General features: G+C 64.9%; 16 protein-coding genes. 5 read left to right on the forward strand and 11 right to left on the reverse strand.

The window, feature by feature from the left end:
* Positions 1 to 88 precede the first annotated feature (88 nt).
* The gene (locus tag ABLE94_RS02645) at positions 89 to 289 is read right to left on the reverse strand and encodes a helix-turn-helix transcriptional regulator (RefSeq protein ID WP_348807988.1); all 201 of its coding nucleotides are present in this window, start codon (positions 287 to 289) and stop codon (positions 89 to 91) included.
* A gap of 279 nt (positions 290 to 568) precedes the next feature.
* Here ABLE94_RS02645 and ABLE94_RS02650 point away from each other — a divergent pair, with 279 nt between their 5' ends.
* The 5 genes from ABLE94_RS02650 (at position 569) to ABLE94_RS02670 (ending at position 3,658) form a co-directional block, all read left to right on the forward strand.
* Positions 569 to 1,888, forward strand: a complete 1,320-nt coding sequence (locus ABLE94_RS02650; RefSeq protein WP_348807989.1) for a hypothetical protein — start codon at positions 569 to 571, stop codon at positions 1,886 to 1,888.
* 378 nt (positions 1,889 to 2,266) lie between these two features.
* The gene (locus ABLE94_RS02655; RefSeq protein ID WP_348807990.1) at positions 2,267 to 2,491 is read left to right on the forward strand and encodes a hypothetical protein; all 225 of its coding nucleotides are present in this window, start codon (positions 2,267 to 2,269) and stop codon (positions 2,489 to 2,491) included.
* On the forward strand, positions 2,491 to 2,673 hold the full coding sequence (locus tag ABLE94_RS02660; protein WP_348807991.1) for a hypothetical protein: 183 nt from the start codon (positions 2,491 to 2,493) through the stop codon (positions 2,671 to 2,673). The genes ABLE94_RS02655 and ABLE94_RS02660 overlap by 1 nt, the downstream gene beginning before the upstream one ends.
* Complete coding sequence (locus ABLE94_RS02665) at positions 2,670 to 3,104, forward strand: hypothetical protein (protein WP_348807992.1); 435 nt, start codon at positions 2,670 to 2,672, stop codon at positions 3,102 to 3,104. Before ABLE94_RS02660 ends, ABLE94_RS02665 begins: the two co-directional genes overlap by 4 nt.
* On the forward strand, positions 3,101 to 3,658 hold the full coding sequence (locus tag ABLE94_RS02670; protein WP_348807993.1) for a hypothetical protein: 558 nt from the start codon (positions 3,101 to 3,103) through the stop codon (positions 3,656 to 3,658). The genes ABLE94_RS02665 and ABLE94_RS02670 overlap by 4 nt, the downstream gene beginning before the upstream one ends.
* A 676-nt stretch (positions 3,659 to 4,334) precedes the next feature.
* Here ABLE94_RS02670 and ABLE94_RS02675 read toward each other — a convergent pair.
* From ABLE94_RS02675 to ABLE94_RS02720, 10 genes are all read right to left on the reverse strand, one after another.
* Positions 4,335 to 5,180: a phage major capsid protein gene (locus tag ABLE94_RS02675; protein WP_348807994.1), complete on the reverse strand. Its 846-nt coding sequence runs from the start codon at positions 5,178 to 5,180 to the stop codon at positions 4,335 to 4,337.
* A gap of 258 nt (positions 5,181 to 5,438) precedes the next feature.
* A complete protein-coding gene (locus tag ABLE94_RS02680; protein WP_348807995.1) occupies positions 5,439 to 5,705 on the reverse strand; it encodes a hypothetical protein in 267 nt (88 codons plus the stop codon).
* Positions 5,706 to 6,148: 443 nt separating this feature from the next.
* Positions 6,149 to 6,451: a hypothetical protein gene (locus ABLE94_RS02685; RefSeq protein WP_348807996.1), complete on the reverse strand. Its 303-nt coding sequence runs from the start codon at positions 6,449 to 6,451 to the stop codon at positions 6,149 to 6,151.
* Positions 6,448 to 7,203 carry a DUF3631 domain-containing protein gene (locus ABLE94_RS02690; RefSeq protein ID WP_348807997.1) on the reverse strand — a complete coding sequence of 252 codons (756 nt, stop codon included), beginning with the start codon at positions 7,201 to 7,203 and terminating at the stop codon, positions 6,448 to 6,450. Before ABLE94_RS02690 ends, ABLE94_RS02685 begins: the two co-directional genes overlap by 4 nt.
* Complete coding sequence (locus ABLE94_RS02695) at positions 7,200 to 8,579, reverse strand: hypothetical protein (RefSeq protein WP_348807998.1); 1,380 nt, start codon at positions 8,577 to 8,579, stop codon at positions 7,200 to 7,202. The genes ABLE94_RS02690 and ABLE94_RS02695 overlap by 4 nt, the downstream gene beginning before the upstream one ends.
* The gene (locus ABLE94_RS02700) at positions 8,576 to 8,881 is read right to left on the reverse strand and encodes a DUF2742 domain-containing protein (RefSeq protein WP_348807999.1); all 306 of its coding nucleotides are present in this window, start codon (positions 8,879 to 8,881) and stop codon (positions 8,576 to 8,578) included. The genes ABLE94_RS02695 and ABLE94_RS02700 overlap by 4 nt, the downstream gene beginning before the upstream one ends.
* Positions 8,874 to 9,131: a DUF6011 domain-containing protein gene (locus tag ABLE94_RS02705; protein WP_348808000.1), complete on the reverse strand. Its 258-nt coding sequence runs from the start codon at positions 9,129 to 9,131 to the stop codon at positions 8,874 to 8,876. The genes ABLE94_RS02700 and ABLE94_RS02705 overlap by 8 nt, the downstream gene beginning before the upstream one ends.
* Positions 9,132 to 9,228: 97 nt before the next feature.
* On the reverse strand, positions 9,229 to 9,423 hold the full coding sequence (locus ABLE94_RS02710; protein ID WP_348808098.1) for an excisionase family DNA-binding protein: 195 nt from the start codon (positions 9,421 to 9,423) through the stop codon (positions 9,229 to 9,231).
* A gap of 265 nt (positions 9,424 to 9,688) precedes the next feature.
* Entirely contained in the window at positions 9,689 to 10,831 is a 1,143-nt protein-coding gene (locus tag ABLE94_RS02715) for a tyrosine-type recombinase/integrase (protein WP_484494645.1), read from the reverse strand.
* Positions 10,832 to 11,079: 248 nt separating this feature from the next.
* Entirely contained in the window at positions 11,080 to 11,385 is a 306-nt protein-coding gene (locus tag ABLE94_RS02720) for a hypothetical protein (RefSeq protein ID WP_348808002.1), read from the reverse strand.
* Between the last annotated feature and the right edge of the window lie 321 nt (positions 11,386 to 11,706).

Consider the following 11,706-nt stretch of genomic DNA (forward strand, 5'->3'; position numbering starts at 1 on the left):
TCTGTCTCAGTTGTCTCACTTTTTGCAGGGATTTCGGCCACTGAAATAGTTTTCGAGGGCGATTCGGCCGAGAATCCTGCACGAGCCGTCACTTGACGGCCTCGGATTCGAGCCAGGATTCGAGATCGGCGACGCGATAGACGACCTTGTTGCCACCGAGTGTGACGTAGCGAGGACCCCTACCCTCGGCACGCCAGCGACGGAGGGCGCGCTCGGACACGCCGAGCAGATCGGCGGCAACAGACGGCCGGACCGACAGAGGAGTGATGACAGAGGATTCGGCAGGCATGAGCCCACTCCTTTGGGAGTAGAGCGCCTGTACCTCTCGTGGGGGCCTACCGGCCGTCTATCCCACCAGCCGGTTAATGCACCGGCAAGCATCCCGACAGGACTATCCCGAGTACCAAGGCTGCTGTCGGTCAACTGACTCGGGCGGCGGAAACACTTCTACCGGGTGGATTCCATCCCATGATCCCGGCGGGGCGGTCCGACGTTGCCGGACTGCATCAGTGTAACTCAGGCCAGAGCCTACCGCAACTCGAACCAAATAACCTGATACTCTCTAATCATGGCAAAAACAGTGCAGCACAGGCGCGGTGACGATTCAATCGACGATTCCACACCGAAGGAACCGGCCAAACGTGGTGATCCGTGGGTGCTCCGGTGGCGCTATTGGCCCTCCGATGGTGGGCCCGCGCAGGCCTTCCGAACGCAAGGCAAAACCAAGGCCGAAACGTTGCGGAAAGCTCGGGCAAAGCTCGCCGAGCTGAAGGCGAGCGAGGCCGACGACCAGGAACTCAACACGTCGAGATGGGATCTATCGTCGCCCATGTCGGCGTATTTCGATGAGGTGGTCGTGCGGGCGATCGACACGGCTCAACTGGAGGACGGTCGGCCGTTGGCCCCCGGCTCGAAGCGGTTGCATCGCCGGTCGTTGGCGCTCTTGCGAGGCGAATGCGGCAACACCGAACACGATCACACCGCAACAACATTGGAACAATTCAAGATTCGCGGCGCGATCAACTTCCGCAAAGCTCAGGCCTGCATTGAGTACATCGCGGACACGCACGGTTCAGAAACGGCCAGACAGTGCCGAAATGTGTTGAACCGCTACGTCTACGGCGAAATGGTCGATGACGGTTTGATCGACCGATCCCCAATGTCGGGCCGGGTCAAGCGCGTCAAACTCGGACAGGAGAAAATGCAGGTCAAGCCCGAGAACCCGGCGCTCACGGCCGACGATTACCACCGGGTTCTCGACCACTTGCTCACGCTCGATCCGAAGGCGGCGACACCGCCGTCGCGGATGCAGAAGCGCCTAATCCCCGTCTGGTTTGAACGGCGACGCACGGCGATCGATCTGACGTTGTTGCAGATGACGACCGGTTTGCGGTTCACCGAATGCCGCACGTTGGAGCCCGACGAGGTCATCAACAACGCCGCCGGGGGCGTGTCCGTCCTCATTCCGGCGGGGAAAGCGAAGAACCACAAGGCGCGGCTGGTGCCGACCCTTGACGAACGCGTTGCCGAACGGATCGCCAAGCGCGCCAAGGGAACCCAAGCGGGCGGCTATGTCCTCGGGGCACCTGCGGACGACCGGAAAGTGTGGGACCAGTCAAACGCGTCGAAGGCCTTGGTCGAGTTGTACGGCGAGATCGCCGACGCGACCGGCGTCGAGGCACTGCGGTCGAAATTCCGTTCGCATGGGTGGCGGGCAACCCTGAACATGATCCACTATCACCTCCCCGCTTCGCTGCGAAGCGAATGGTTCGGCCACTCTGAAGAGACCAACGAGGTCAGTTACAAGCGCCAGGCCGTCGACCACAGTGCGATCGTGGCGAGCCACCGGGCCGGCCGCGAGCGCCATTTGAAGGCCGTTTCGAAGTGATCGGATCTACTCTCTAATCTACTCTCTAATGGGGGCAACTCTGGCCGAAAGTGTCGTTGGCTGTCCGATTATGCGGGCCGCTTGGGCCGCTCTGACCTGCGCCGATATGGCATCTGACCAGGATGGCAACCCTACTCTGCCGGGAAAATCGAACGGTTACTGGTTCGAGTCCAGTTGGGGGAGCAGAGTTTTCGCAGGTCAGGCCCGGTTTTCACCGGGCCTTTTCTGTTTCTTGCAGAATGTTTGCAGAACGACTCGCCGGATGAGGTTCGCCGACAACACACAAGTCGGCCCCGTCCGGTGTTCTCAGCACCGCCGGGGCCTCGGCCCAACGGAAGTGACCCGATGAACCGTTCCCCCAGCATATTCACTTACGCCGTGACCGTCGTGGTCGCGGCGTTGTTCTACCTCGTGCCGATCGCCGTCATGGCGCTGTGCATCCACCTCGGCCTGTACGCCCACCCCGAACCGCAGCCGGTCGCAACCGCGGCCGTCACGACCGTGGTTCCCGGCGATGACAACGGCGACGGCATCATCGACGAGGACGAATCCGGTTGGGATTGCGCGACGATGGGCAACCGCATCTGTGGGTGGTGCGCGTGATGACCGCCGACGAAGCCCGCCAGGTCATCGCCGACGCCCGCACGTCGATTGCAGTTGAGAGGTCACACAGTGACCCCGCACCACTTCCCGGCACCGGGAAGTCGGTCACCGTCGCCGAGTTGTTCCGCGCGGCCCGCGTCCTCGGAGTCACCGCCAGCGAAGCACTCGGGGTGACCCGATGAGCGCGCCGGCCTTCGCAACCCGCAACGAGGCGGTCGCCGACGTCGTGGCGGCGATCGAGTCCACCGGCGAAGTCCGCGACGCCTGGTCCGAGTACGACGTCGCGGCGATCTGCGACGAGGTGATCGGCGACTACAAGAGCGGCTACGCCCCACGCGTAACCGTGCGCGAGTTCTGGGCGTGCGTCGCCCGCCACGCGCTGCCCGCCGCCGATCCCGGCCGTAAGACGTTGGAAGAGATGATCTCTCACGCCTGGGACCTCGCAGAGCGCGCCCAGAACGCCGGGACACCACAACCAGTCCTCGACCTGCTGCTCGACGCGCTGTGGGCGCTTGAGGATCACCTCGACCATTCTCCCGGCGCCGGGGACCGGGCCGCGTGTGTCATCGCGCTCGCGCAAGCCGCGGTCGTGGTGGGACGGTGCATCGCATGAACGAGTTCAACGCGGGGGTGCGGGCCGCGAAAGAACGGCTGGCAGACGGGGCGCAAATGGCGTACGTCTTGCGCCGCTGGTGCCTGCATTGCAGCACCATCTTCGACGTCCCTAATCGGTGGCGGTGCTGCCCGGCCTGCCTGCCGATCGAGTACGCCGACGGCGAGAATCAGTCCATCGAGGATCTGACGCGACGGGTCCAGCTCGACGACGACGCGGCGCTGGAAGTGCTGATCGGCAGCGACGGCGACGCGTTTCTGGTCTACGCGTCCGGGCGGTCGGACCTTCGTCCCGAGTTTCAGCCGGCGATTGATCGTCTGATCGCCGCAGGATCGGTGACCGAGACGGCCCACGGTTTCGTACTCACGGGTGGACAGGTGGACACGGCTGTCCACCCCCATAACCGCAGATCAGAGACGGTGGACAGCACTGTCCACGTGGACAGCCCGACTATTCCAGATCGGTCCACCGAGGACACGCCACCTGGGAAAACACCCGGTGGCATCACACCCACCGGCATGACCGTGCCGTTACCACCGCTGACTCCTGTCTGACCTCTCCGCGGTGCTCATCACCGCACAGCCCTGACGGTCAACCGTTGTGATCATCCCAATGGTTGCCGGGTTCGATTCCCGCAAGGGCACGCTGCGCACAACCGATCCGACCGTTGCGCCCGTCGTCATCGCCTCGCCCGACGCAAACCAGCAGGCAGCCAGTAGCCCAGTCCTGAGTCTGGCTCTCAGGCCACCGATCTCGACGTCGCGAATCGAGACCAGGTGCCATGACGAAACCGCTTGCCCTCGTTGGCAAGTGGCTAAGAGTCGTGGCCTGACGCGATCAAGGGCTCGGGTTCGTGGGTCGATCCGGGATGGGGCAACAACGCGCGGCCCGATAGGTCCGTTGGTCCTGCTCGGGAAGTGTCCAGCCCACGCGGGCGAGCGGGCGAGGTGTCCAGAAAGGTCCCCTTAGAACCTCTCAAATGAGATCGTCGGGGCTCTGAGCGGTCCACAACTGTTCAAGTCTCAGATCACCCGGAACCCGTACACAGCAGAATCTGCAGTGCCTTGCGGTGGAACTCTGGTCGGGGGGTGGGGGTTGGTCCCCCAGGGGCTGAGGTCCGAGGTTGGTTTGGTGGTGTCGGCGCAGGTGTCGGCTCTGCTCTTTCATGTGGAGCGTCGTGGCCGGCCCTTCGCACGTCAGGTTGGCGGTTGACGCCGACACCACCAGGTCTCAGCTGCCGCTGTGTGTGGTGATGCGGGAGAACGCGGCGGGGCGCGAGAATCCGAATGCGATGCGCGCGAACGATCGCAGTGCCACCGACAGGCTGCCGAAGTAGGCTTCGTGGCTGATCTCGGCGGCGACGGCCCCGCGTTGTACGAGGTGCAGGTGTCGGCTCGGGATGGCCCACACGTCACCGGTGGTGATGTACTCGGAGACGACGACGGGGACGCCGCCGATGTTGGTGGCGGTCGGCATGCTGGGGTCGGGTCCGAGGACCGGCCGGATGCTGCCGGATTCGTCCTTGAGGGTGGCGAGCCCGAGTGCGTCGTCGGGGTGTGCGGCATAGAAGTTGACCTGCTCACCCAGTGTTTCGGCATGGAACTTCGCCGCGGCGAACGCATCGAGGTTCGACCATGTGCCGCCCGCGTGAATCACGTTGACGCCGGTGACGTTGCGCAGTCCGGCCGGTGCCTTGGTGTTGCTGGCGTTGCTGCCGAACAGGGCGGCGTCGATCTTGCGTCCGAGGTCGCGGCCTTGGCCGGCGAGGACCGCGGTGGACAGCTGGCCCTGGTCGTCGAAGAATTGGCGGCTAACCTTGGACAGGACGGCGATGGTCTTGGGTTCGACGTCGATGCCGTCGAGGGTGGCGTCGGTGACGTCGAGGTCCTCGCCCTCTTCCACCCACTGCGAGGTGGGGTCACCTCCGAAGGTTGGGATCCGGATCTTGGTGGCTTCGATGGGGACGTGGGTGGCGATACGGAAGGCGACGGCCTCGGCCGTCAGGGCTTCGTCGACGTAGGCGCCGGAGATTTCGGGTACCCACTGGTCGGGTGCCACGGACAGGAAATGAGCCATGATGATGGGCCTTTCATGCTGCGAGCACACACCCCGAGAGGTCGGGTGCGCGCGTGAATTAATGTGCAGTACAGGCCATTTCGGCTGGGGATGGCGTTTCGCCCTCAACCCGGTTCGGTGGCTCCCCGTGTTTCACGGTGCACCGACTTGGAGTCGCGGCCCGCTGGCGGGCATTTCGCCTACTGAGCGGGCCGGGACATCCCATTTCTCCCGAAAGAGAGGAGGCCGCAAGGGCTCCCGGTTTCAGTATAGGGTCAGTCAGTCTGTGTCGCTGGCGAGTTTCAGTGCGACACTACGCAGATGCTCCACCCAGTCGGCATTGGGTCGGGTGGTGTCCTTCGGGTCGCGCGCACCAGGTGCAGCACTGGCGACGGTGAGCAGCGCGAGAACGAAGGCGTCGATGCGGTCCGCACCGTGCGCCTCGGTGATGAGACTCTCGACTCCTGCGGTGTCGCCGGTCAGCCAGTGGATCATGGCTGCGGTGGCGCGTTGGCAGTCGTCGGGGGTGATGGTGCGTTCTGTCATTTCGGGTCTCTCTGGTTGTCGAGGTAGGTGGTGATACAGGCTTCGCAGGTCCAGCGGTGGACGGAGCCACGGTAGACGCGCGCCGGTCCTCCGCATCGTCGACACACGAACGGGGTGTCGGTACGGATGCGTCTGCGGTAAGTGTTGTTGTCGCTCAAGGGTTCTCCAGTTCGTCGATGGTGTCGTGGATGTGGTCGGCGAGTCGGCGCGCCTGATCTGGTGTGTACGTCAGACCGGCGAACGAGATCATGTGTCCGTCGGTGGCGACCGTCGGGATCGCATCGGCAGGTCGGCACCTGTGGCACATGCGAGTGACTGACTTCGTGCTGCGCCCGCAGCCGATACACGACCGGCCCCGACGCCGCGTCACGGCTCGACCGCCCGCCGCGGCCTCCCCGACTTCGCGGGTGACCGCCCGGCGGTGACCATGCGGGCCTGGCCGGTCACCGGTTGACCGTCCCTTCCGGCGACTCGCGTTCGAACCGTTCGGCCAGCCACTCGGGTGGCGTCGCGAGGTCACCGTCACGGCGAGATTGCTCTCGGCACGAGACGGTGTTCCATCGATCACCGCGGACCTCCACGGCCGCCTTGGTGGCCGACAGCCAGCCGTCATGCGCGGCCAGGATCTCGCCGGTCTCAGCCTGGCGGGTGGTGACCTCGACGAGATGAGCGGTGGTGCCGTCCCACGGGCGGCCCGTGTACAGCTCGCAGAGCCGGGACGCAATGTCGAACGTGTCGTGGTTCATTCGGTTCCTGTCTGTCGATTCGGGCAACCGGGCGCGTGCCCCTGGGTTTCCATGTGCCATTCGCAGCGATGGCAGCGACCCAAGGCGGCGCGTTCCTCGGGCGGGATGATGTGCTGCGGTCGCGGCGAGCCATCTGTGTGCGGAACATCCGGAACGACCGGAACTGCAGGCTGTTTCTGCTGGTCAGATATGGTTTTCTGTGTTCCGGACGTGTTCCGCTTGTTCCGTCGGTCCGGAACAGTGACGGCCGATGTTCCGGACGTGTTCCGGACGTGTTCCGGACGGAAACCGGCCCTGACCTGCGATGTTCCGTCTGTATCGGTTGTTCCGCTTACAGATGGGTTCTCGCTCGGTAGGTAGCGTTCCCATGCCGCCAGTCGCCGTTGGTCCAAAGGCTTGCCCCAGAGGTCCGCCCACTCGCTTTCCTCGCCATCGGTCAGGTCGGCGATGATGTCGGCCGACCACATCGCGTCGCGCTCCTTGAACACGGCGCGGACGTCGCGGAGGAGGCGGGCACCGAGGGACAGTTCCTCGGGATCCGAATCGAGCACGAAGTGTCGGCACGCCGCGCGGGCCTTGTCCGGCCACTCACCACCGGCCGTATCAGCGATCGCGATGAGGGCCTCCCACACTTCGGCGGGGCGGTCGCGCACACCCTTGGGCATGGCGGGTCGGGCGTCGGCGAGGTCGGCTCGGTTGGCCCCGTCTCGGTAGACGGCGCGGTCGATCTGTACGTCAGGATCGGACTTCATCTCGTGCTCTTTCCGTTCAGGATTGCTTGTACACGATCGGTCATGCCGGGGGTGGTGGGTGTGACCCCGCCGGGTGGTGTTTTCCCTGGTGACTCGTCAGGCTCGGGTACACCCTGTACCTTGGGTACACCGTCCCTGAGCTGCGAATATGGTGGGTGTACCCCTGGTACACCCTGTACCTCGCCGAGACGAAAGCGTGAGCCCCGATCAACCCTCGTCTCGATGACCTGACCGGACTCCACGAGTTCGGCGACCGCGGCCCCGAAGTAGTCGCGAAGGTCTGCCTTCAGCTTCGACCGGATCTCATTCGCCGGGAGTTCGCCACGGCGATCGAGCCACCGGATGACGGCCTCCTTCGACCTGGCGAGTTTCCTGTCGGCCACCACTTCGTCACGCTCGGCGACGGCGTGCGCCTTGGCTCGATTCGATCGACGGATGGCCTCAGAGAGCGTGTTGTCGACGCGGGCGCGGGTCCGGTCCGATACCCGCATGATCGCGCCGGCAAGCGCCCAATCATCCATCTCGATGTCGGTGTGACGGCTGTCGAGCAGCATCAGGCCGGCGGCGACCTTGAGTCGGGTCAGCATCCGATGTCCGTCGCCGAGGTCGACGTCGGAGTCCTCGCGCAGAACCGCACGGCGGTGCGCGCGGATCCGGTCGGCCACCTCGTCGGGCACCACCAGGACCCGGCCGCGCAACGACCGTTCGACCCGTAGCGGTGCGACGGGCTCGGGTGTCTCGTCGGGGGTGTCGTGGTCGGCGGTCGGCATCCACAGCACGCGCTGACGGGTGCCCGCGGTGTCGGCGGCGAGGATGCCGGCGCGCTCGGGTTGCACCCCGACGATGACCGCGGCCCGGTACGTGTGGGCCGGAACGATCACCCGACGGTCGGGGCTTGAGTTGGCCGCGCCGAGAGTGGAGCCACTGTAGAGCTGACGCAGCGTCGGCAGCAGCGTCGAGCCCTGGCGGGCGGCGATCGCTGCCACGGTGTCAACCTCGGTCGCAGTCAGTAGCGCTCTGTCGATCCGTTCGACCGGCGGTTGATCCTTGCGCGGTGCCGGTGGTTCGGCGAAGGTCCGGCCGACTCCCTCGCCGGTTCCGAGTGGCAATTCGGCGATGTCGGGTAGATCGGTGCAGGTGCGCGCGGCCGACTCGGTGGTGTCCTTCCCGGCAGCCGACGAACCGACCAGTGCCACAACCAGATTCAGCGACGCAGGGCCACCGATGATCGCCGGTAGCACGACGTCGGGGCCGGTGGAGACGATGACGCGGGCCAGCACTGAACCGAGCAGCGACCACGGCGAGACCATCGACGCGCGGGCGTGCGCGAGGACGTGAGCCAGTGATGGCCGTGACCAGAACTCTTCGGGAGTCATCCGATCACCCGCTTGATGTACGCCTGATCGCGATCGCGGACCCGCTTCGCCACCCTCGACCAGTCGGCGGCCTCGGCCACGGCCAGCGCGGCGTCCTTTGCTGCGTCCCGACGGCCGGCGAGCGCATGCATCTGCTCGGTGAGGACGTGCAGGGTGCCTGCCGTCAGAACAGCAATCAGCTTGCCGGGATGCTCGTCGCTGAGCGCGACCCATTCGGGTGAACCGGCCGTTGGTGCAGGACCACCGTTCGCGCCGACGAGTCTCTGTACGTAGCAGCGTGTTTCGACATACGGATCACGCATCTGCCACCGCCTTGCGCCGGCAGGCCGGTCCGACACCGAGGGCGCGGGATCGGCGCGCGGTCAGCGGGGCACCACAGACCAGGCACCGCACGGCCAGGATGTAGGTGCCCTCACGAAGTGCCGCCAACATCAGGCGGTCGGCCGGGTCGAGATAGGTGTCGAGGTCGATGTCGCTGATAGACTCAGCGGTGATCCGCCCACCATGAGGATCTCCGCCACGCCCCGGTTCCGTCGCCGGGGCTGGCTTCATTTCGGGGGTCATTCCGTGTCGCCCCCAAGCGCGTCGAGATCGACCTCGGTCAGTCCGAGGTCCGCGTGATCACTGAGGTGGTCGTACTCGGGGCCGGTCATGCCGCACCGCCGAACGGAGTCATCGAGGCGTCAACCTCGTTCAAGTCGATGCGAATAACTCTGCGGCCGTTGCGGTATCCACAGATACGCCCATCCGCGATCATTTGACGAATGGTGCGATCTGTGACGCCGATGTAGTCGGCGGTCTGTTGAATCGACGCCCATCGTTTGGGCTGAGTGGGTGCTGCCATTTGCGTTTCTCCCTGAAAACGAGAAACACCGAGCACAACATAGGCCATCTGGGCCTTTGCTGGTGCTCGGCTACCGTTTCGGTGTCACGCGGTGGCGACTTGCCGTTAATCGAAACCCCCACGACCGCGCCATTTCGGCTCTCACCCGTTTCGGGGGAGGGTCGCTACTGCCTTCGACTAGCTTTCGGTGTTCGGTTGTTGCGCCACGAGTTTCCGCGACACTCCTGTAGTTGTACACGAGAATGCGGGAGTCGCAAGGTCACCCCTATGGTGTGTCGCCGACCAGTTTCGACAGACCCTCGGCGATCTTCCTGTCCCGGCCCTTCGCCGCATGCTGGTACCGCATGGCAGCCGACACCGTCGAATGTCCAAGGCGTGCTTGGAGTTCGGCGAGCGTCGCACCGGTCGCGGCGGCCAGGACGGCCCCGGTGTGACGCAGGTCGTGGAACCGGAGATCGGGACGTTTCGCCGCCTGGCGGGCTGGGTAAAAGTAGCTGTAAAGCGTTGTCGGCGTGAGGTATCCGCCCTCGGGTGCCGGGAACAGCAGTGCGGTGGCTTCCTTGCCGGTGTGCTCGGCGAGGTGCGTTGCGACGGCCGGGAGCACGTGCGGCGGGATGTGGACGACGCGGGTACCGGCGTCCGACTTGGCGCTGTCTTGCATGACGTACTTGGTTTCCTCGGCGTCCCACACGGCGCCCCGGGTGATCGACACCGAACCGGCGACCAACTGCCACTGGCCGTCGTCGTCGACCTCGTACTCGAGTGTGACGTCGCGTCGGCGAATCTCGATGAGTTCGCCGAACCGGAGAGCGCACCACGCGGCGAACAAGGTCATGAGTTGGTATCGGGGCGGCATGGTCTCGACGATGGTCGCCAGTTCCTCGACGCTCGCCGGGACGGTCCGGGACCGGCGGCGAGCCGATCCGGCACCCTCGACGCGGCACGGGTTCGCGGCGACCAACTCGGAGTTGTAGGCGCTCGTCATGATCGTGCGCAGTAGTGAGTACGCGTGGGCGCGCATCGTCGGCGCGTCGGGGAGTAGGTGGTCGTGCCACGCGCGGACGTCGGCCGGGGTGATCTGGTCGAGTCGCTTCGCCTTGAACGTCGGCAGGATGTGGAGATCGAGCAGGGAGCGGTAGTGGTCCCGAGTCCGGATCTTCAGCGGCCGGCCGCGGACCAGGCGGGTCTTGAGCCACTGGTCGGCGTAGATCTCGAACAGGGGTGATTCCGCCTTGTCGGCGTCGACCGCATTCCAGAGCCCTCGGTCGATTTCTCGGCGTCGATCGGTCAGCCAGGCCTCGGCGTCGATCTTGTCGGCGAATGTGTGGGGTGCCTTGTGGAGCTTGCCGTCGGGGCCGGTGTAGTTCGCCTGCCAGCGCTTCGACTTCGTCGGCATCTGCCGGATCATCCCGAAGCTTCGTTTGCCGCGTCCGGTCACGTCTCACCCCTTGCATAATGTTTGCAGAATGAATCTAGCAAACGTTCCGCTTGATTCCGCGTGCTTCACACTGTACTGTCGGCCGTACCCGCTGGTAGATGCACCATTCCGGCAGGTGAGGGCCTTATCTGAGATCACCCGATTGTACTGGTTCGAGTCCAGTTGGGGGAGCAAGTAAACCGCCTGGTCACAGGCGGTTTTTTGCTTTCACGGGTATGTCACTTGCCAGATGCACGCTGAACTTCCACCTGCACGCAATACATTCCGTGCAGGTGGGAGTTCAGCCTGCGGGGTTCGCTGGCAGGTGCCTGAAGCTCGGCGGTGTCGCCATTTCCTCGGCCTTGTCGGGACAGTCGAAGAACCGTTGTGCGACTTCGCCATTGCGGCCGCGACAACACAGGCCTCACTTCCGGCCCGACATCCTGATGCGACACCAGCGTCACCAGCGTTGGGATCAGCAGTTCTCGGCTGCTGTCGTTGATCACTCGCCAGGTAATGACGATGCCCGCATCGGTGATTGCCACGTGGGCATCAAGGGCCGCCCCGGCCGGGAGTGTGGCGCCACCGCCCAGGGGGCCGGAGGTTGGTTGTCCGAGAACAGCACTGGCAAAGAAGGGACGCGCCGCTCAGGGGGGCTCCGAGTGTGTCGGGGACGCTGACGGTGATGGCCCCGTTTCGGTCTGTACCCCGCAGTTGACGGTCTTGCGCAGCGCCGATGTGCCGCCGGGTACTTGAAACACCTTCCGCCCCAACATCCAGGGCACGCGCGTGGGCGGCAGATACTCCCGCCTGCACACAATGCCTTCCATGCAGATGGGAGTTCAGCGTGTATCTGCGACGGGCCG

It is taken from the genome of Gordonia sp. VNK1 (genome assembly GCF_040049135.1).
GTDB lineage: Bacteria > Actinomycetota > Actinomycetes > Mycobacteriales > Mycobacteriaceae > Gordonia > Gordonia oleivorans.

Coding starts and splice junctions, on each gene's coding strand:
- ABLE94_RS02675 (WP_348807994.1), bottom strand. CDS start 5,180: ATGGCTCATTTCCTGTCCGTGGCACCCGACCAGTGGGTACCCGAAATC.
- ABLE94_RS02710 (WP_348808098.1), bottom strand. CDS start 9,423: ATGGCAGCACCCACTCAGCCCAAACGATGGGCGTCGATTCAACAGACC.
- ABLE94_RS02700 (WP_348807999.1), bottom strand. CDS start 8,881: ATGCGTGATCCGTATGTCGAAACACGCTGCTACGTACAGAGACTCGTC.
- ABLE94_RS02685 (WP_348807996.1), bottom strand. CDS start 6,451: ATGAACCACGACACGTTCGACATTGCGTCCCGGCTCTGCGAGCTGTAC.
- ABLE94_RS02665 (WP_348807992.1), top strand. CDS start 2,670: ATGAGCGCGCCGGCCTTCGCAACCCGCAACGAGGCGGTCGCCGACGTC.
- ABLE94_RS02680 (WP_348807995.1), bottom strand. CDS start 5,705: ATGACAGAACGCACCATCACCCCCGACGACTGCCAACGCGCCACCGCA.
- ABLE94_RS02715 (WP_484494645.1), bottom strand. CDS start 10,831: ATGATCCGGCAGATGCCGACGAAGTCGAAGCGCTGGCAGGCGAACTAC.
- ABLE94_RS02670 (WP_348807993.1), top strand. CDS start 3,101: ATGAACGAGTTCAACGCGGGGGTGCGGGCCGCGAAAGAACGGCTGGCA.
- ABLE94_RS02645 (WP_348807988.1), bottom strand. CDS start 289: ATGCCTGCCGAATCCTCTGTCATCACTCCTCTGTCGGTCCGGCCGTCT.
- ABLE94_RS02705 (WP_348808000.1), bottom strand. CDS start 9,131: ATGAAGCCAGCCCCGGCGACGGAACCGGGGCGTGGCGGAGATCCTCAT.
- ABLE94_RS02660 (WP_348807991.1), top strand. CDS start 2,491: ATGACCGCCGACGAAGCCCGCCAGGTCATCGCCGACGCCCGCACGTCG.
- ABLE94_RS02650 (WP_348807989.1), top strand. CDS start 569: ATGGCAAAAACAGTGCAGCACAGGCGCGGTGACGATTCAATCGACGAT.
- ABLE94_RS02695 (WP_348807998.1), bottom strand. CDS start 8,579: ATGACTCCCGAAGAGTTCTGGTCACGGCCATCACTGGCTCACGTCCTC.
- ABLE94_RS02690 (WP_348807997.1), bottom strand. CDS start 7,203: ATGAAGTCCGATCCTGACGTACAGATCGACCGCGCCGTCTACCGAGAC.